This window comes from Streptomyces sp. NPDC058877, from assembly GCF_042742855.1.
Lineage (GTDB): Bacteria > Actinomycetota > Actinomycetes > Streptomycetales > Streptomycetaceae > Streptomyces.
The window spans coordinates 14203-30728 of sequence record NZ_JBHYMF010000080.1; the positions used below are offsets into that span (position 1 = coordinate 14203).

Below are 16526 nucleotides of genomic sequence, written 5' to 3' on the forward strand. Positions count from 1 at the left end.
ACGGGAACACGAGATGTCCGAGAACACCGAGGAGCAGGGCGCGCGGACCGCGCAGGAGCCCCAGGGGGCGCCCTCCCGCCGCAAGGTCATCGGCTGGGGCGGGGCCGGGCTGGCGCTCGGCGCCGCCGCGGCCGGCGGTGCCGCCGCACTGACCCGGGACGGCGACGCCACCGCCCCGGTCGCCGAGAGCGGCGGGGCCGTTCCCTTCCACGGCACGCACCAGGCGGGCATCGCCACCGCGGTGCAGGACCGGCTGCACTTCGCCTCCTTCGACGTCAAGACGGAGGACCGGGCGGAACTGGTCCAGCTCCTCAAGGACTGGACGCGGGCCGCCGAGCGGATGACCGCGGGCGCCGAGGTCGGCGAGGGCGCCTACGGCGGCCTGCCGGAAGCCCCGCCGGACGACACCGGCGAGGCCCTGGGCCTCAAGCCCTCCCGCCTCACCCTCACCATCGGCTTCGGCCCCTCGCTCTTCGACGGGCGCTTCGGGCTGAAGGACCGGCGGCCCGGCGCCCTGGTCGACCTGCCCAAGTTCCCCGGCGACAACCTGGACCCGGCGCGCAGCGGCGGCGACATCTGCGTGCAGGCCTGCGCGGACGACCCGCAGGTCGCCGTCCACGCCATCAGGAACCTCGCCCGGATCGGCTTCGGCAAGGTCGCGGTGCGCTGGTCGCAGCTGGGCTTCGGCAAGACCTCGTCGACGACCCCGGACGCCCAGACCCCGCGCAACCTCTTCGGCTTCAAGGACGGCACCCGCAACATCGCCGGCACCGAGACGGAACGGCTGACGAAGCACGTGTGGGTCTCCGGCAAGGACGCCGAGGGCGGTGCCGCCTGGATGGACGGCGGCTCGTACCTGGTGGCCCGCCGCATCCGGATGAACGTGGAGACCTGGGACCGCACTCCGCTCGCCGAGCAGGAGGACATCTTCGGCCGCGACAAGCGCGAGGGCGCCCCGGTCGGCAAGGCCAAGGAGCACGACGAGCCGTTCCTGAAGGCGATGAAGCCGGACTCGCACGTCCGGCTCGCGCACCCGGACAGCAACAACGGGGCGACCCTGCTGCGCCGCGGCTACTCCTTCACCGACGGCACGGACGGCCTCGGCCGCCTGGAGGCCGGCCTGTTCTTCCTGGCGTACCAGAAGGACGTCCGCACCGGCTTCATCCCGGTGCAGACCTCGCTGGCCTCGGACGCCCTCAACGAGTACATCCAGCACGTGGGTTCGGCGCTGTTCGCGATCCCGCCGGGCGTCCGGGACAAGGACGACTGGTGGGGTCGGGCGCTGTTCTCGTAACCGAGGAGGGACACCGAGGTGTTCGGTAACTATCTGATCGGCCTGCGCGAGGGCCTCGAAGCGAGCCTGGTCGTCTGCATCCTCATCGCGTACCTGGTGAAGACCGGGCGCCGGGACGCGCTGAAGCCGATCTGGATCGGCATCGGGGTCGCCGTCGGCGTGGCCCTGGCGTTCGGTGCCGGCCTGGAGTTCGGCTCCCAGGAGCTGACCTTCGAGGCCCAGGAGCTGCTCGGCGGTTCGCTGTCGATCGTCGCGGTGGTCCTGGTGACCTGGATGGTCTTCTGGATGCGGCGCACGGCCCGGCACCTCAAGGCGGAACTGCACGGCAAGCTGGACGCGGCCCTGCAGATGGGCACGGGCGCGCTCGTCGCCACCGCCTTCCTGGCCGTGGGCCGCGAGGGCCTGGAGACCGCGCTCTTCGTCTGGGCGTCGGTGCGGGCCTCCTCGGACGGCACCTACGCCCCGCTGGTCGGGGTGCTCCTCGGGCTGCTCACCGCAGTGCTGCTCGGCTGGCTGTTCTACCGGGGCGCGCTGAAGATCAACCTGGCGAAGTTCTTCACCTGGACCGGCGGGATGCTGGTCGTGGTGGCGGCGGGGGTGCTCGCCTACGGCGTGCACGACCTCCAGGAGGCCCGCTTCCTCGGCGGCCTCTCCGACAAGGCCTTCGACGTCTCGGCCACGATCCCCCCGGACAGCTGGTACGGCACGCTCCTCAAGGGCGTGTTCAACTTCCAGCCGGATCCGACGGTCCTTCAGGTCACGGTGTGGGCGCTGTACCTGATCCCGACGCTCGCGCTCTTCCTGGCCCCGATAGGGTCGGCTTCGTCCGCGCGGGTGAAGGGGCAGAAGACGACCGATGAGAAGGCTGAGGCTGAGGCGAGCGCCGGGACGACGAACGCTTGAGCAGCGGTCGTCCCGAGCGGGCCGTGCACTGGCGAGGTTCCTCGCGGCGACGGCGGCCGGAACCGTCCTGTCGCTGACGGCGAGCGGCTGCGTCACCGTGCACGGCGAACGGGCGCTGTTGCCGCCGGCGACGGAGGCCGAGGCCGCGCAGGCCCTCGCCGACTTCACCACCGCCTACAACCAGGCCGACAAGGCCTACGACCCGGGCCTGGACGCGGGTCGGGTCACCGGCCCGCTCGGCGAGATCAACCAGGCGGGCCTGCGCGCACGGTCGATCAACACCCCCGGCGGCAATCCCGAGCACAAGCCGCTCGAACTGACCGACCCGCGGTTCGTGCTCCCCCGGAAGGCCGGCTGGCCGCGCTGGTTCGTCGCGGACACCGCCTCCAACCGGGGCTCCGGCGACCAGCGCTGGCTCCTGGTCTTCCTGCGCAACGGCCCCCAACAGCTCTGGGAGGTCGCGTACCTCACGATCCTCCCCCGGAGCGAGGTGCCGGAGTTCGCCGAGGAGGAGGGGTACGCGGTGCCGGTCCCCGCGGACACCGACGCGCTCGCGGTCGCCCCCCGTGACCTCGGCAAGGAGTACGTCGCGTATCTGAGGGACGGGAAGCCGGCGACCTTCGCGCCGGGCGCGCACACCACGGAGTGGCGGGCGCAGCGGCAGAAGGCCGCCCAACGGCCGGGAATGGCCACCCAGTACGTCGACCAGGTCACGGACCGGGGTGACTTCGCGCCGCTCGGGCTGCGGACCCGGGACGGCGGCGCGCTCGTGTTCTTCGCGACCCGGTACTTCGAGCGCCAGACGGCGGCGAAGGGGTACCGGCCGAAGGTCGGCCCCGATGTGAAGGCGCTGCTGAACGGCGAGATCAAGAGCACCGTCACCCGGGAGTGGGTCTCCAGCCAGGCGGTCCTGGTCAAGCCGGCGGGCACGGACCGCAACGGGGTCACGGTCACGGGCCGGCTCCAGGGCGTGGTGGGCGCGGAGGGCTCCTAGCGCCCGCCGACGGCAGGCGTACCGATTCAGCGGGTCAGCGGGTCAGCGGCCAGGCGATCTCGTGGGCGGCGTGCCCTCCGTCGCCGCCCGCCTCCCGCTCGGCGGCGTGGCGTGCGCAGGCGTCCTGGAGGGTCTCCAGGAGGTTCAGCGGGTCGGGCAGCGGGTGCTCGGGGCCGCGGACCCAGGCGACGACCGGATGGGCCTCCTCGTCACCGGGGAGCCGGGCGGGCGGTACGAGGACGTAGCTGCCGCGGCAGTGCCAGCGCAGCCCCGGGTGCTCGTCCATCGTCTCCGGGTGGCAGTCCAGCTCGCACGGCCACCACTCGTCCTCGTCCTCGGGGGTGCCGCGGGTGGCGGTGAAGAACAGCATCCGCCCGCCGACCGTGTCGACGTCGGCGGACTCGGCGACGGGTCCCACCTCGACGCCCTCGGCGAGCAGGCGTTCCAGGGCGGCGCGACCGGCGGACAGCGGCACGTCGAGGACGTCGTGGACCATGCCGGTGGCGGTGATGAAGTTCGCGTGCGGCTCGTTCCGCGCCCAGCGCTCGATCTGACCTCGATCGGTGGTCGACTGGGTCTGCCAGGCGAAGGAGACGGGGTGCCGGGCGGGGGTGGGACAGCCGATCCGCTCACAGGAACAGCTGTAGCCGACGGGGTACGCGGCGGGGGCCAGGGGCAGCCCGGCGGCGGCGACGGCCAGGAGGAGCTGCTCGCGGTCGTTCTCGTCCCCGGCCGTCGTGCGTTTGGGGCGCCTGCGCAGCCATTGTGCGAGTTTGCTCTCCGTGCCGCGGTAGCGGCCGATGCCGTCGCCCATCTATCCCCTCACACCTCGTGCTCGCCCGTTCGGCTCTGCCCATGGTCCCACCATCCTGCGCCCCGGGTGACCGGAGTGCGGAACCGGGGTGGTCGGCGGGGAAGCGGGGACGGGGGCCCGCGGAAGGCGGGCACGGGGAGCGGGGCCGCGCCGGGAGGCGCCGTCGGTGCAGGCGTGGCGGCGGACGGGGCCCGCCGACGGCGAAACGATCAACTCCTCGTCGCCGACGCGCCGGACCCGTCGGTGAACGGCGGCGGAACCTCGGGTGTCGCGGATCTCACTGTCCCCACGCCTCCCACGGGGACGGTCCGACGCTCGCGCGGGGGTGCTCCCCCGTCCCTCGGACGGCTCGGAACCACCCGAACGGTCCACAGCGCGGAGGCCGTCGAGGGCGGACCATGGGGTCCACCGATCATCGGCCGTTCCGTCCACCCGTCCGTGAGGAGCCCTCTTTGCGCCCTACTCCGCGCACGCCCTCGCCCCGCCGTTATCTGATGTGCCCACCCGTGCACTTCACGGTGACGTACTCCATCAACCCCTGGATGGACCCCAGCAAACCGGTCGACCTGCAGCTCGCCCTCACCCAGTGGGAGGACCTGCGCGACCGCTACCGCACCCTCGGCCACACCGTGGAGCTGTTGGAGCCCGACCCGGCGCTGCCGGACATGGTCTTCGCGGCGAACGGCGCCACCGTCGTCGAGGGCCGGGTCCTCGGTGCGAAGTTCGCCCACCCGGAGCGCTCGGCCGAGGCCGAGGCCCATCTGTCCTGGTTCCGCAGGAACGGTTGGGCGGACGACGCCGTGCGGGCGCCGGAGCACGTGAACGAGGGCGAGGGCGACTTCGCCGTCACCGCTTCCTGGATCCTCGCCGGCCGGGGCTTCCGCTCCAGCCCGCTCTCCCACGACGAGGCGCAGGAGTTCTTCGGCCGCCCGGTGATCGGCCTGGAGCTGGTGGACCCGCGCTACTACCACCTGGACACGGCGCTGTGCGTCCTGGACGACGCCGGGGACGAGGTCATGTACTACCCCGACGCCTTCTCCCCGGGCAGCCGTGCGGTGCTCGCCCGGCTCTTCCCCGACGCCCTGGTCGCAACGGGTGAGGACGCGGCGGCCCTCGGGCTCAACGCGGTGAGCGACGGCCGGCACGTCCTGCTCCCCCAGGCGGCGGTCGGCCTCTTCGAGCCCCTCCGCGCCCGCGGCTTCGAGCCGATCGGCATGGACCTGGGAGAACTGCTCAAGGGCGGCGGCAGCGTGAAGTGCTGCACCCAGGAGCTGCGCCCCTAGGACTCCGGGGGCCAGGCGTCGCCCCACTCCGCGTCACGGGCCTGCTTGTAGAGGGGCCCGTGCCGCTTGGTGACCGTGTCCCGGCCGAGGCCCTCGGGCCCGCAGAGCTCCAGCAGGACCTGGCCCTTGCGGATCTGCGGCTTGCGGACGATGCGGGACGGCACCGGGTCGACCGGTACGTCGGCGGCCCGGACGGCCACGACGTACGCGTACTTCTCGTCCTCGTACGGCAGCGAGCCGCCCTTCACCTGCCGGTGCAGCGAGGAGCGGCTCACCCGGGCGGAGAAGTGGCACCAGTCGCTGCCGGGCACGATCGGGCAGGCCCCGCTGTGCGGGCAGGGCGCGGCAACGGTGAACCCGGCCTCCACCAGCAGGGTGCGGGCCTCCATGATCCGCTCGTAGCCGTCGGGGGTTCCGGGCTCGACGATCACCACCGCACGGGCGGCACGGGCCGCCTCGGTGACGAGCACCGCGCGATCGGCCCCGGTGAGCTCCTTGAGGACGTACGAGACGGTGACCAGGTCGGTGTCGTCCAGGCGCAGGGCGCCGCCGATCCGCTCGCGCCGCCACTCCGCCTCGAAGGCCCCGGCGGCCAGTTCCCGGCCGAGCGCGAGGGCGGGTTCGGCCCAGTCGAGGACGAGGGTGCGGGGCGGCGCCTCCTCCCAGGCCTCGGCGACGGCCCAGCTCGCCGCGCCCGTGCCGCCGCCGACGTCGGTGTGCGTGCCGGGTCGCCACCCGGGCGCCGACTCCCGCAGCGCACCGAGCGCCCCCCGCACCGCCTCGAAGGTCGCGGGCATCCGGTACGCGGCGTACGCGGCGACGTCGGAGCGGTCGCGCAGCACGGGGGCGTCCGTCGGAGTGGTGCCCCGGTAGTTGGCGATCAGCCGCTCGACGGCCTGCGCCGCCCGGTTGGGCGGCAGCCCGTCGAGGAGCACGGCGAGGGCGGCGCGCAAGGAGTCGGCGGAGGGAGCGGAGGCGTTCACCGAGACAGTCTAGGGCGTGTCGACCCGGGGCCCGGCGGTCCGCCGGGGACGGCAGAGGCCCAGGAAACAGGCCAGGGCGAGGGCGGCGCAGCTGAGCTGGACCACCGCCATGGGGACGGCCGTGTGCTCACCGGCGATGCCGACGAGCGGGGAGGCAACGGCTCCGATGAGGAAGGAGGAGGTGCCCAGGAGGGCGGAGGCGGATCCGGCGGCGTGCGGGGTGCGCAGGAGCGCCTGGGCATTGGTGTTGGGCAGGGTGAGGCCCATCGCGGACATGAGGACGAAGAGGCCGGCGGCGACGGGGGCGAGGCCGACCTCGCCGAAGGCTCCGCTGGTCATGAGGGTCAGCGCCAGGGCGGCGAGCAGGAGGGTGGCGATGCCCCAGCCGAGGACCTTGTCGAGGCTGACGCGGCCGACGAGGAGCTTGCCGTTGATCTGGCCGACGATGACGAGGCCGACGGAGTTGAGGCCGAAGAGCAGACTGAAGGTCTGTGGTGAGGCCCCGTAGATCTCCTGGATGACGAACGGCGAGGCCGAGATGTACGCGAAGAGGGCGGCGAAGGCGAGGCCGCCGGTGAGCACGTAGCCGGTGAAGGTCCGGTCGGCCAGGAGGCCCCGCATGGTGCGCAGGGCCTGGCCGACCCCGCCTTCGTGGCGGCGCTCGGGGGGCAGCGTCTCGTGGAGGAAGCGCCAGACGACGACGGTGAGGAGCACGCCGATGACGGTGAGGACGTGGAAGACGCCCCGCCAGTCGGTGATCCGCAGGATCTGGCCGCCGATCAGGGGGGCGACGATCGGGGCGGCGCCGGAGATCAGCATCAGGGTGGAGAAGAAGCGGGCCATCTCCACGCCGTCGTACAGGTCGCGGACGACGGCACGGGCGATGACGATGCCGGCGGCGCCGGCCAGGCCCTGGAGCAGTCGGAAGCCGACGAGCAGCTCGACGCTGGGGGCGAGCGCGCAGACGGCGGTGGCCAGGACGTACACGGTCATGCCGATGAGCAGGGGGCGCCGGCGTCCCCACTTGTCGCTCATGGGGCCGACGACGAGCTGGCCGAGGGCCATGCCGGCGAGGCAGGCGGTGAGGGTGAGCTGCACGGTGGCGGCGGGGGCCCCCAGCGCGCTGGTGACCTCCGGCAGCGCCGGGAGGTACATGTCCATGGAGAGCGGGGGGAGGGCGGTGAGGCCGCCCAGGACGAGGGTGACGAGGAGTCCCGTCCGCCGGACGGCGGTGGCGACCGGGGCGCTTTCGGGTATGTGTCCTCGTGTGGTCTTGTGGCCGCTCTCCGGCATCGACTGCTCCATTTCGTTGAATCCTTGCCTATGCTCTCAGCTCGACCGGGATGGTCGAGACCTCTCTGGGACGGGTGGGGACATGGGTGACACGGTGCGCTGGGGGATCCTGGCGACGGGCGGCGTGGCGGAACGGTTCACCACGGACCTGCTGGCGCTCGACGGCGCCGAGGTCATCGCGGTGGCGTCCCGCACCGGGGCCTCCGCGACGTCCTTCGCGGAACGGTTCGGGATCCCGCGGGCGTACGGGGAATGGGCCGGGCTCTTCGCCGACGGGGACGTCGACGTGGTGTACGTGGCGACCCCGCACCATGCGCACCGCGCCGCGGCCGGCCTCGCCCTGGAGGCGGGCAAGGCGGTGCTCTGCGAAAAGGCCTTCACCCTCAACGCCCGCGAGGCCGGGGAGTTGGTCGCGCTCTCCCGGGACCGCGGCCTCTTCCTGATGGAGGCCATGTGGACGTACTGCCATCCGCTGGTCCGGCGGATCGTGGAGCTGGTGCGCGACGGGGCGATCGGCGAGGTGCGCACGGTCCAGGCGGACTTCGGACTCGCCGGGCCCTTCGACGCCGGCCACCGGCTGCGGGACCCGGCAGTGGGCGGCGGGGCGCTGCTCGACCTCGGAGTCTATCCGGTGTCGTTCGCACAGCTGCTGCTCGGCGAGCCGTCCGCCGTCCGGGCGCACGCGCTGCTCTCCCCGGAGGGCGTCGACCTGAACACGGGCGTGCTGCTGGGCTGGGAATCGGGCGCCTCCGCACTGCTGTCCTGCTCGCTCGTCGCGGACACGCCGCTGACGGCCTCGGTGACGGGCACGCGGGGCCGGATCGACCTCCCGCGCGGCTTCTTCTTCCCCGAGCGGTTCACGCTGCACCGGCACGGGCGCGAGCCGGAGGAGTTCACGTCGACGGACGACCCGCACTCCTTCCGTCACGAGGCCGCCGAGGTGATGCGCTGTCTGCGCACCGGCGCGATCGAGTCCCCGCTCGTGCCGCTGGACGGTTCGCTCGCGGTGATGCGGACGCTCGACGCGGTGCGGGACCGCATCGGCGTCCGCTATCCGCAGGAGGCTGCCGCCACCCGCGGGTGAGGCGTTGGTCGGTCGGCCGTGGCCGGCGACACCGGACGCCGCGAAGACCCCCGTTGTCGAGTACAGGACATCCATCCATCGGACGGACGGGTTCACGGGGTGCGCGGCTCGCGTACGCTGCGCGCCCATGAGCATCGCAGTGGTGACGGGCGCCGGTTCGGGCATCGGCCGGAGCGTCGCGCTGGCCCTCGCGTCGGCCGGCTGGTCGGTGGCCCTGGCGGGCCGCAGGGCACGGGCCCTGGAGGAGACGGCCGCGGCCCTCCCGGACGGCGACTTCCTGTGCGTCCCGACGGACGTGACCTCGGAGCGGGAGGTCGCCTCCCTCTTCTCCTCGGTGCGGGACCGCTACGGTCGGGTCGACCTCCTCTTCAACAACGCCGGTACGTTCGCGGGCGGCGGGGTTCCCGTGGAGGACCTGGCCCCGGAGACCTGGCGGGCGGTCGTCGACGTCAATCTGACGGGCGCGTTCCTCTGCGCCCAGGCCGCCTTCCGGACCATGAAGGAGCAGGACCCGCAGGGCGGCCGGATCATCAACAACGGCTCGATCTCCGCACACGTGCCGCGCCCGCACTCGATCGCGTACACGGCGACGAAGCACGCGATGACGGGCCTGACGAAGTCCCTCTCGCTGGACGGCCGCCCGTACCGGATCGCCTGCGGCCAGCTCGACATCGGGAACGCCGCCACGGAGATGACCGCCCGCATGCAGACCGGCATCCTCCAGGCCAACGGGGAACTGGCGGTGGAGCCGGTGATGGACGCGGCGGACGTGGCGGCGACGGTGGTCCACATGGCGGGCCTGCCGCTGGAGGCCAACGTGCAGTTCGCGACGGTGATGGCGACGGCGATGCCGTACGTCGGCCGGGGGTGAGCCGTGTCGTCGCCCCGGGCCGGAGGGGCGACGGCACGACCGGCCTCAGGCCTGCCCGGTCTCGAAGCGGGAGACCTTGCCGTCCTGGACGGTGAAGCGCCACGCGGTCCGCATCTCGCCCCAGGTGTCATTGCGGTAGCGGGCGACGAGCGACCGCCCGCCGTCCTTCTCGGACTCGACGTCCATGTGCCCGCGCGAGGCGAACACCTCCCGGTCGAGCCACTGCCTCAGGTCGCGGTCGGAGCCGTCGTCGGCCATGGTCGCGTCGGGCGTCAGGACGTCGAAGAGGGCCGACTCGTCCTGGGCGTTGAGGGCCGTGACGAAGGCGCGCACGGCCGGGTCGCTGAGCTGGTTCACGGAAACGGTCATGCCCCACCCGTACACCCGCACGCGCCCTCGCAGCGGACGCCCCGGCCGTGGGGTCCCTCCGACAGCGGGTCGGGCGGCTCGGAACCGGCCGCCGGGCCGGGCCGGGACGGGACGGGACGGGACGGGACGGGACGGGACGGGCAACGGCCGGTGCTGCGCCGCGACCGACCGGCTCAGTCCAGGCAGAACTCGTTGCCCTCGGGGTCGGTCATCACGATGTGGCCGGCGCCGAACGGCGGGGCGGGCTCAAAGCGTTCCCGTCGTTTCGCCCCCAGCCCGACAAGCCGGTCGCACGCGGCCTCCAGGGCTGCCATCCGTTCCTCTCCCTGGAGCCCGGGCGCGGCCCGGACGTCCAGGTGGACCCGGTTCTTGGCGACCTTGTCCTCCGGCACCCGCTGGAAGAACACGCGGGGCCCCAACCCCTCCGGGTCCTCGATGGCCGACCTGGTGTTGCGTTGGTCCTCGGGCATGCCGATCCGTGCCAGGAAGTCGTCCCAGGCCGCCAACGGGTCCGCGCCCTCCGGCAGTTCGACACCGGGCGGCCCGGGGTGGACATAGCCCAGCGCATCGCGCCAGAAGGACGACAGGGCCCGGGGGTCACGGGCGTCGAACGTGACCTGAAAACGACGACTCATGGGGCTGCTCTCTCTGTTTTCGTCCGTGACGGCTTCCCCGGCGACCGTACCGAAACCCGGAGGGGCCCACCGGCAGAACACGGATCCGCCGGGAAACCCGTCCCCACGCGACGTCCGAATTGCGCCGGCAGGACGACCCCGCCACCGCGAGCCTGGCTGCATGAGCACCCACACCACCACCGCCTTCCGCGCCCGCGCCATCCCGCCCGCCGCCCTCGACCGACTGCGCGCAACCGACGACGCCGGACGCGCCTGCACGCCGTACGCCGCCGCCGACGGCGGCGACCGCCTCCGCTGCTGCCTGCGCCCCTCCGTCCCCGGCGAGCGCATCGCCCTGGTCTCGTACGCGCCGCTCCGCCGCTGGGCCGCCGAAACCGGTGCCGCTCCGGGGGCCTACGACGAGCAGGGCCCCGTCTTCATCCACGCGGACGACTGCGGCGGCCCGACCGCCTCGGAGCACTACCCCTTCTCCCGCACCGGCGCGCTCCGCGTCCTCCGCCGCTACGATGCGGCCGGCCGCATCGTCGGGGGCCGCCTCCTGGAACTCCCCGAGACGCCCGCCGAAGGCTTCGACCGCGCCCTCACCGAAGCCTTCGCCGACCCCGCGGTGGCCCTGGTGCACGTCCGGGCCGTCGAGTACGGCTGCTTCCACTTCGAGGTCCGCCGACCCTGAACACACCCGACCAGCGGCGAGGGCCCTTGACGGGGGAAACCCGGTCGAGGGCCCTGCCCGAGGAAAGGGGCGGCAGACGAGTCGGGCTGTACGCCGGGTTCTGTGCCCCGGGACCTCGCGGTCGTCGGGGCGACGGCCATCCATCTAGGACCGGCGTTGCCGCCGGCCTCCTGCGGTCTACCCGCGGACTCGGGCGAGCAGCCCTCGAACATCCGCGCAGGGACGCCGAGGCGTCCCCTCTTGACCTTGCTCCGAGTGGGGTTTACCTAGCCGCCTGAGTCACCTCAGGCGCTGGTGGTCTCTTACACCACCGTTTCACCCTTACCGAGGACCGAGGTCCCCGGCGGTCTGTTTTCTGTGGCACTGTCCCGCGGGTCACCCCGGGTGGCCGTTAGCCACCACCCTGCTCTGTGGAGCCCGGACGTTCCTCGGGAAGATCCGAAGATCTCCACGCGGCCGTCCGCCCGGCTCGTCTGCCGTGCCGACCATGCTACCTGCCGACGCGGGCGCGTTCGGCCCCCTCCCGTTCTCCGCCCCGCGGTCGGGGCGGCGGTCCGAAAACCGCCTCTTGACCTTGCCGCAGCGTCAGGGTTTCTACTGGGGCCATGCGTATCGGCGAGATCGCCGCGCTCGTCGGGGTCACCCCCCGGGCCGTGCGGCACTACCACCAGTCGGGGCTGCTGCCCGAGCCCGTGCGACGCGCCAACGGGTACCGGGAGTACGGCGTCCGGGACGCCGTGCTCCTCGCCCGGATCCGGCGACTGACCGAACTGGGCCTCGGGCTCGACGAGGCGCGGGACGCCCTCGCGGACGACGAGGGGCGCGGGCTCGTGGACGTGTTGGAAGGACTGGCGGACGACCTGGCGCGGCAGGAAGCGGTGATCCGGGAACGCAGGGAGCGCCTCGCTCCGCTCCTCGCCGCCGCTCGGGCCGGTCGGCTGCCCGCCGAGGGCCCGGTGTCACCGGAGCTCACGGCGCTGCTCGCGGGGCTCGGCGAGGTGCCAGAGTCACCGATGGCGGCGAAGGACCGGGAGGTCCTCTCCCTGCTGGACACCGTGGTCCCCGAGTCGGAACGGGCCGGTCTGATGGAGCTGATCGGCAAGGTGGCGGCGGACGCCCACGCGGTGTACGCCCTGCTCGACGGCCTCGCCGGCGCGGCGCCCGACGCCCCCGGGGTGGCAGAGGCGGCCCGGGCGATCGCCGCCTGCCTGCCGGACGAGTTGGGCGAGCGGGTGTCGGACGCCGAGCTGGACGACGGTCTCGCCCGGACCGTCTTCGACGAGTTGGCGCCGGCCCAGGCCGCAGCCGTACGGCTCGCGCTGCGGCTGGTCGCGGAACGCGGGGAGGATGCGGGATGAGCACGTCCGACGACGTGACCGGCCCGAGCGACCGTGGCGGCCCGGTCGGCGGGCCCGCCACCGACCGCACGGCGCGCGGCGCGGCCGGTGGGGCGGACCGCCTCGGACGTCCTCTACGGGTCTTGCGGGGGGTCGCGTACGCGGCGCTGCCCGCCGAGGCGGTGCTCGTCGTGTGCCTGGTGGCCGGCGTACGGACACCGGGCATCGTCCTCGGAGCCGTCGAGCTCCTGCTGGTGACGCTGTTCGTCGTCGAAGGGCTCGCCTTCCTGCGGCTCCGCCGCACGGGGCACTCCCCCCGGGAAGCCCTCGGCGTGCTGGTGCCGGAGCCGGTGCTGCGGCTCCTCGCGCACGAGGCGCGGCTCCTGGGCAGCCTGGTGCGGTGGGCCGGGCGGCGGGCACACGGGGTCGAGAGCGCCGACGCGGTGTTCCCGCACGCCCGGGACCAGGCCGCGCTGATGTACGGCTTCGCCTTCGTGTGCGTGGTCGAGACCATCGGCGTGTCGTACATGCTCGCCGACTGGCCCGTCGCACACGCCGTCCTCCTCGTCCTGGACGTCTACACCGTGTTCTTCGTCCTCGGTCTGCACGCCGCCTCGGCGACCCGCCCGCACACGCTCTCCGGAGGCGTCCTCCGCCTGCGCCAGGCCGCGCACGTCGACGTGCGCGTTCCGCTCGACCGGATCGCCACCGTCCGGCGCGAGCCCCTGTTCTCGCACGAGAAGAGGGAGGGCGAGCTGAACCTCGCCGTGGGCTCGCAGACCTCCGTCACGATCGAGCTGGCCGAGCCGGTCGACGCGCCGCGGCTGCTCGGCGCGCCCCGTGCCGTGAGCGTCCTCCGGGTGCACGCCGACGATCCGCAGGCCCTGTACCGGGCGCTCACGCAGGCGCGAACAGCGCCTTGGCCCTCCCCGGGTCCGCCTCGGTCAGCTTGACCCGGAGCCGCTCCCCCAGGGGCAGTTCGGTCTGCCCGCCCGCGATGCGGGCGACGACCGCCGGGTCCTCCAGGTGGACGGTGCCGACGGACGGCTCGCGCTCCTTCACGTCGATGACGTACGCGTCGAAGATCTCCCCGATCCGGTCCTTCAGGAGCGCCGCTTCGACGATGTCGACGCTCTCGCGTTCGACGGTGTTGGCGCGGCGGGCGCCGGTGGCCATCTCCTCGGGGAGGACCGGCAGTGCGGCCCTCACCCACTCGGGCGGCTCGTTCCCGGCCACCGCCGCCACGCACAGTTCGCCCGCGTACCGGTCGACGAGCCGGCGCAGCGGGGCGGTGCAGTGGGTGTACTCGTCGGCGACGGCGGCGTGGACGGCCGGGGTGGGGACGTGGCCGTCGGTGAAGACGGTGTACCCGGCGCCGCGCAGGAGGCTGGTGCACTCCTGGAGGAAGGCGGCCTGACGCGGATCCGTGGGGTCGGCGGAGCGGACGACGTCGGCGTACGAGACGTGGTGCGGCCAGTCGACGCCGAGGGCCCGGGCGGAACGGCGCAGCTGGGCGACGGCACCGTCGGGAGCGGTGGGGAGGGTGCGCAGGATCCCGGTGCCGGCAGCGGTCATGAGGTCGGCGGCGGCCATGCCCGTGAGCAGGGAGACCTGGGCGTTCCAACTCTCGGCGGGGAGCGGTGCCCGGTAGGCGAGGGAGTACGTGTGGTCCCTCTCGACGATCTCCTGCTCGGGGACGTCGAGGGAGATCCCGCCGCGCTCGACCTCAAGGGCTTCGCGGAGCCGGCCGACGGCACGGAGCAGGGCGAGGGACTCCTCCGCCGTGCCGTCGTCGATCCGGCGCTGCACGTCCGCGTAGTCGAACTTGGCCCGGCTGCGGACGAGGGCGCGGCGGACGTCGGTGGCGACGCGACGGCCTTCGGCGTCGAGGTCGATGCGCCAGAGCAGGGCGGGGCGGGGTTCGCCGGGGAGGAGGCTGGCGGTGCCCTCGGAGAGGACGGCCGGATGGAGGGGGACCTTGCCGTCGGGAAAGTAGAGCGTGAGGACGCGACGGTGGGCCTCGGCGTCGATCGCACCGCCGGGGGTGACGAAGGCGGCGACGTCGGCGATGGCGTAGTGGACGCGGTAGCCGCCGTCGGCCCGCCGGGCCAGGTGCATGGCCTGGTCGAGGTCGGTGGAGGTGGGCGGGTCGATGGTGAAGAGCGGGAGGTCGGTGGCGTCGTGCGGCGGGAGCCTGGGCGCCTTCGCGGCGGCTTCGGCTTCGGCGAGGACGGCGGGCGGGAAGTCTCCGGGGACCGCGAGCTCGGTACGGAGTGCGCGCAGGGCGGCCCGCAGCGGAGCCTCGGCTGCGCCGGTCACATGGATGTGGCGGCGGGGCATGGACCGAGCGTAGGGCGCGGAGGGGGTCCCGGCACTTTGTAGGCTGGACGGCCGGGGCCGCACCCCCACCCCCGTACGGACGAAGGAGAACCACCGTGCTCGTGCTGTTGCCGCCCTCCGAAGGCAAGGCCCCCTCGGGGAGCGGGGCGCCGCTCAAGCCGGAGTCGCTGTGCCTGCCGGGGCTCGCGGGGGCGCGGGCGGCGGTGCTGGACGAGTTGGTCGAGCTGTGCGTCGCCGACGAGGAGAAGGCGCGCGAGGTCCTCGGCCTGAGCGAGGGCTTGCGCGGTGAGGTCGCGAAGAACACCGGGCTGCGGACGGCGGGCGCACGCCCGGCCGGGGAGATCTACACGGGCGTGCTGTACGACGCGCTGGGTCTGGCCGGTCTGGACGCGGCGGCCCGCAAGCGGGCGGGGGACTCCCTGCTGGTGTTCTCGGGCCTGTGGGGTGCCGTGAGGGTGACGGACCGGATTCCTTCGTACCGCTGCTCGATGGGGGTCAAGCTGCCGGGGCTCGGTGCGCTCGGCGCGCACTGGCGGGGCGCGATGGCGTCGGTGATGCCGGAGGCCGCCGGGGACGGGCTGGTGCTGGACCTGCGGTCGTCGGCGTACGCCTCGGCGTGGAAGCCGAAGGGGGAGGTGGCGGCCCGGACGGCGACGGTGCGGGTGTTGCACGCGCCGACCCGGAAGGTGGTCAGCCACTTCAACAAGGCGACGAAGGGGCGGATCGTGCGGAGCCTCCTGGAGATGGGTGCGGAGCCGGGGACGCCGGCGGAGTTGGCCGTGGCGCTGCGGGACCTGGGGTACGCGGTGGAGGAGGGCGGCAAGGCGGGGGCCCTGGACGTCCTGGTGGACGAGATCCACTGACCCTTCCCCAGGAGCGTTGCGCGATGCGCAACGCTCGTTGCGGCTGACGCTCGTGATGGGCAGGATGACGCCCATGCCGAGCGTGTTCGACCTTGCCCCGGAGAACCCCTCCGGCCGGTCCTCCGTTCCCGTCATCCCGGTCGTCGTGGTCGAGGCCCCCGACGACGCCGTACCCCTGGCCCGCGCCCTGGTGGCCGGTGGACTGCCGCTGATCGAGGTCACCCTGCGCACCCCGGCGGCGCTCGACGCCGTCCGGGCGATCGCGGCCGAGGTGCCGGAGGCGGTCGTCGGCGCGGGGACCGTGGTCTCGGCGACGGGGGTCGCAGACGCGGTCGCCGCCGGGGCGCGGTTCCTGGTGAGCCCGGGGTGGACCGGACGGTTGCTCGACGCGATGCACCACTCGGGCGTGCCGTTCCTGCCGGGGGTCTCCACGGCCTCCGAGGTGGTGGCCCTCCTCGAACGGGGCGTGACCGACATGAAGTTCTTCCCGGCCGAGGCGGCGGGTGGCGTCCCCTACCTGAAGTCCTTGGCGGGCCCGCTCCCCGGAGCCCGTTTCTGCCCCACGGGCGGCGTCTCCCCCGCCTCGGCCCCCGCCTATCTGTCCCTGCCGAACGTGGGCTGCGTGGGCGGTACGTGGATGCTGCCGCCCGATGCGCTCGCGGCCCGCGACTGGGCCCGGGTGGAGTCCCTCGCGCGCGGGGCCGCGGAACTGCGCCCGTAGTCCGACGGGGCGACAGGGCGACCCCGTACCCGTCGGCGCTCCGGGCCGCCGTGCCCGCCCGCTCCGGTC

The 16526-nt window shown here is 73.5% G+C and carries 17 protein-coding genes and 1 other RNA gene; 11 read left to right on the forward strand and 7 right to left on the reverse strand.

Annotation, left to right across the window (positions count from 1 at the left end; translation table 11 throughout):
• The first annotated feature begins 13 nt into the window (after positions 1-13).
• Genes efeB through ACFW2Y_RS19695 form a run of 3 tightly spaced genes read left to right on the forward strand, consistent with a single transcriptional unit; the run spans position 14 to position 3191 of the window.
• Positions 14-1294, forward strand: a complete 1281-nt coding sequence (gene efeB / locus ACFW2Y_RS19685; RefSeq protein WP_384880586.1) for an iron uptake transporter deferrochelatase/peroxidase subunit — start codon at positions 14-16, stop codon at positions 1292-1294.
• An 18-nt stretch (positions 1295-1312) separates the two neighbouring features.
• Complete coding sequence (gene efeU / locus ACFW2Y_RS19690) at positions 1313-2197, forward strand: iron uptake transporter permease EfeU (protein WP_384880589.1); 885 nt, start codon at positions 1313-1315, stop codon at positions 2195-2197.
• Positions 2151-3191, forward strand: coding sequence for a hypothetical protein (locus ACFW2Y_RS19695; protein WP_384880592.1), 1041 nt, complete (start codon positions 2151-2153; stop codon positions 3189-3191). Before efeU ends, ACFW2Y_RS19695 begins: the two co-directional genes overlap by 47 nt.
• 34 nt (positions 3192-3225) lie before the next feature.
• On the opposite strand, the gene ACFW2Y_RS19700 is transcribed toward ACFW2Y_RS19695, so the two are convergent.
• Positions 3226-4005: a bifunctional DNA primase/polymerase gene (locus ACFW2Y_RS19700; RefSeq protein WP_384880595.1), complete on the reverse strand. Its 780-nt coding sequence runs from the start codon at positions 4003-4005 to the stop codon at positions 3226-3228.
• A gap of 452 nt (positions 4006-4457) precedes the next feature.
• Here ACFW2Y_RS19700 and ddaH point away from each other — a divergent pair, with 452 nt between their 5' ends.
• Positions 4458-5288 carry a dimethylargininase gene (gene ddaH / locus ACFW2Y_RS19705; RefSeq protein ID WP_384880598.1) on the forward strand — a complete coding sequence of 277 codons (831 nt, stop codon included), beginning with the start codon at positions 4458-4460 and terminating at the stop codon, positions 5286-5288.
• On the opposite strand, the gene ACFW2Y_RS19710 is transcribed toward ddaH, so the two are convergent.
• Positions 5285-6271 (reverse strand): small ribosomal subunit Rsm22 family protein, encoded by a 987-nt coding sequence (locus ACFW2Y_RS19710; RefSeq protein WP_384880600.1) that lies wholly within the window; start codon positions 6269-6271, stop codon positions 5285-5287. The genes ddaH and ACFW2Y_RS19710 overlap by 4 nt on opposite strands.
• 9 nt (positions 6272-6280) lie before the next feature.
• Positions 6281-7576: a Bcr/CflA family multidrug efflux MFS transporter gene (locus tag ACFW2Y_RS19715; RefSeq protein ID WP_384880603.1), complete on the reverse strand. Its 1296-nt coding sequence runs from the start codon at positions 7574-7576 to the stop codon at positions 6281-6283.
• Positions 7577-7646: 70 nt separating this feature from the next.
• On the opposite strand from ACFW2Y_RS19715, the gene ACFW2Y_RS19720 reads away from it, so the two are divergent.
• Both ACFW2Y_RS19720 and ACFW2Y_RS19725 read left to right on the forward strand, forming a co-directional pair.
• Positions 7647-8648: a Gfo/Idh/MocA family protein gene (locus tag ACFW2Y_RS19720; RefSeq protein WP_384880605.1), complete on the forward strand. Its 1002-nt coding sequence runs from the start codon at positions 7647-7649 to the stop codon at positions 8646-8648.
• Positions 8649-8775: 127 nt separating this feature from the next.
• Positions 8776-9519 carry an SDR family oxidoreductase gene (locus ACFW2Y_RS19725; protein WP_384880608.1) on the forward strand — a complete coding sequence of 248 codons (744 nt, stop codon included), beginning with the start codon at positions 8776-8778 and terminating at the stop codon, positions 9517-9519.
• Positions 9520-9564: 45 nt separating this feature from the next.
• Here the strand turns inward: ACFW2Y_RS19725 and ACFW2Y_RS19730 are convergent, their stop codons facing one another.
• Both ACFW2Y_RS19730 and ACFW2Y_RS19735 read right to left on the reverse strand, forming a co-directional pair.
• Positions 9565-9888, reverse strand: coding sequence for a nuclear transport factor 2 family protein (locus tag ACFW2Y_RS19730; protein ID WP_384880611.1), 324 nt, complete (start codon positions 9886-9888; stop codon positions 9565-9567).
• A gap of 173 nt (positions 9889-10061) precedes the next feature.
• A complete protein-coding gene (locus tag ACFW2Y_RS19735; protein ID WP_384880613.1) occupies positions 10062-10523 on the reverse strand; it encodes a VOC family protein in 462 nt (153 codons plus the stop codon).
• Between the two features lie 160 nt (positions 10524-10683).
• Here ACFW2Y_RS19735 and ACFW2Y_RS19740 point away from each other — a divergent pair, with 160 nt between their 5' ends.
• Complete coding sequence (locus ACFW2Y_RS19740; protein ID WP_384880616.1) at positions 10684-11196, forward strand: DUF1203 domain-containing protein; 513 nt, start codon at positions 10684-10686, stop codon at positions 11194-11196.
• A gap of 73 nt (positions 11197-11269) precedes the next feature.
• On the opposite strand, the gene rnpB is transcribed toward ACFW2Y_RS19740, so the two are convergent.
• Positions 11270-11668, reverse strand: an RNA gene (rnpB, locus tag ACFW2Y_RS19745) — RNase P RNA component class A.
• Between the two features lie 133 nt (positions 11669-11801).
• Here rnpB and ACFW2Y_RS19750 point away from each other — a divergent pair.
• Both ACFW2Y_RS19750 and ACFW2Y_RS19755 read left to right on the forward strand, forming a co-directional pair.
• Entirely contained in the window at positions 11802-12554 is a 753-nt protein-coding gene (locus ACFW2Y_RS19750) for a MerR family transcriptional regulator (RefSeq protein WP_384880619.1), read from the forward strand.
• Positions 12551-13486 carry a hypothetical protein gene (locus ACFW2Y_RS19755; protein WP_384880622.1) on the forward strand — a complete coding sequence of 312 codons (936 nt, stop codon included), beginning with the start codon at positions 12551-12553 and terminating at the stop codon, positions 13484-13486. Before ACFW2Y_RS19750 ends, ACFW2Y_RS19755 begins: the two co-directional genes overlap by 4 nt.
• Here the strand turns inward: ACFW2Y_RS19755 and ACFW2Y_RS19760 are convergent.
• Entirely contained in the window at positions 13431-14873 is a 1443-nt protein-coding gene (locus ACFW2Y_RS19760; RefSeq protein ID WP_384880625.1) for an RNB domain-containing ribonuclease, read from the reverse strand. The genes ACFW2Y_RS19755 and ACFW2Y_RS19760 overlap by 56 nt on opposite strands.
• A gap of 95 nt (positions 14874-14968) precedes the next feature.
• On the opposite strand from ACFW2Y_RS19760, the gene yaaA reads away from it, so the two are divergent.
• Both yaaA and eda read left to right on the forward strand, forming a co-directional pair.
• Positions 14969-15736 (forward strand): peroxide stress protein YaaA, encoded by a 768-nt coding sequence (gene yaaA / locus ACFW2Y_RS19765; RefSeq protein ID WP_384880628.1) that lies wholly within the window; start codon positions 14969-14971, stop codon positions 15734-15736.
• A gap of 73 nt (positions 15737-15809) precedes the next feature.
• Entirely contained in the window at positions 15810-16457 is a 648-nt protein-coding gene (gene eda, locus ACFW2Y_RS19770; protein WP_384880631.1) for a bifunctional 4-hydroxy-2-oxoglutarate aldolase/2-dehydro-3-deoxy-phosphogluconate aldolase, read from the forward strand.
• The last annotated feature ends 69 nt before the right edge of the window (positions 16458-16526 follow it).

Coding starts and splice junctions, on each gene's coding strand:
- efeB (WP_384880586.1), top strand. CDS start 14: ATGTCCGAGAACACCGAGGAGCAGGGCGCGCGGACCGCGCAGGAGCCC.
- ACFW2Y_RS19740 (WP_384880616.1), top strand. CDS start 10,684: ATGAGCACCCACACCACCACCGCCTTCCGCGCCCGCGCCATCCCGCCC.
- ACFW2Y_RS19700 (WP_384880595.1), bottom strand. CDS start 4,005: ATGGGCGACGGCATCGGCCGCTACCGCGGCACGGAGAGCAAACTCGCA.
- ACFW2Y_RS19735 (WP_384880613.1), bottom strand. CDS start 10,523: ATGAGTCGTCGTTTTCAGGTCACGTTCGACGCCCGTGACCCCCGGGCC.
- ACFW2Y_RS19730 (WP_384880611.1), bottom strand. CDS start 9,888: ATGACCGTTTCCGTGAACCAGCTCAGCGACCCGGCCGTGCGCGCCTTC.
- ACFW2Y_RS19715 (WP_384880603.1), bottom strand. CDS start 7,576: ATGGAGCAGTCGATGCCGGAGAGCGGCCACAAGACCACACGAGGACAC.
- ACFW2Y_RS19760 (WP_384880625.1), bottom strand. CDS start 14,873: ATGCCCCGCCGCCACATCCATGTGACCGGCGCAGCCGAGGCTCCGCTG.
- eda (WP_384880631.1), top strand. CDS start 15,810: ATGCCGAGCGTGTTCGACCTTGCCCCGGAGAACCCCTCCGGCCGGTCC.
- ACFW2Y_RS19755 (WP_384880622.1), top strand. CDS start 12,551: ATGAGCACGTCCGACGACGTGACCGGCCCGAGCGACCGTGGCGGCCCG.
- ACFW2Y_RS19695 (WP_384880592.1), top strand. CDS start 2,151: ATGAGAAGGCTGAGGCTGAGGCGAGCGCCGGGACGACGAACGCTTGAG.
- ACFW2Y_RS19750 (WP_384880619.1), top strand. CDS start 11,802: ATGCGTATCGGCGAGATCGCCGCGCTCGTCGGGGTCACCCCCCGGGCC.
- ACFW2Y_RS19725 (WP_384880608.1), top strand. CDS start 8,776: ATGAGCATCGCAGTGGTGACGGGCGCCGGTTCGGGCATCGGCCGGAGC.
- ACFW2Y_RS19720 (WP_384880605.1), top strand. CDS start 7,647: ATGGGTGACACGGTGCGCTGGGGGATCCTGGCGACGGGCGGCGTGGCG.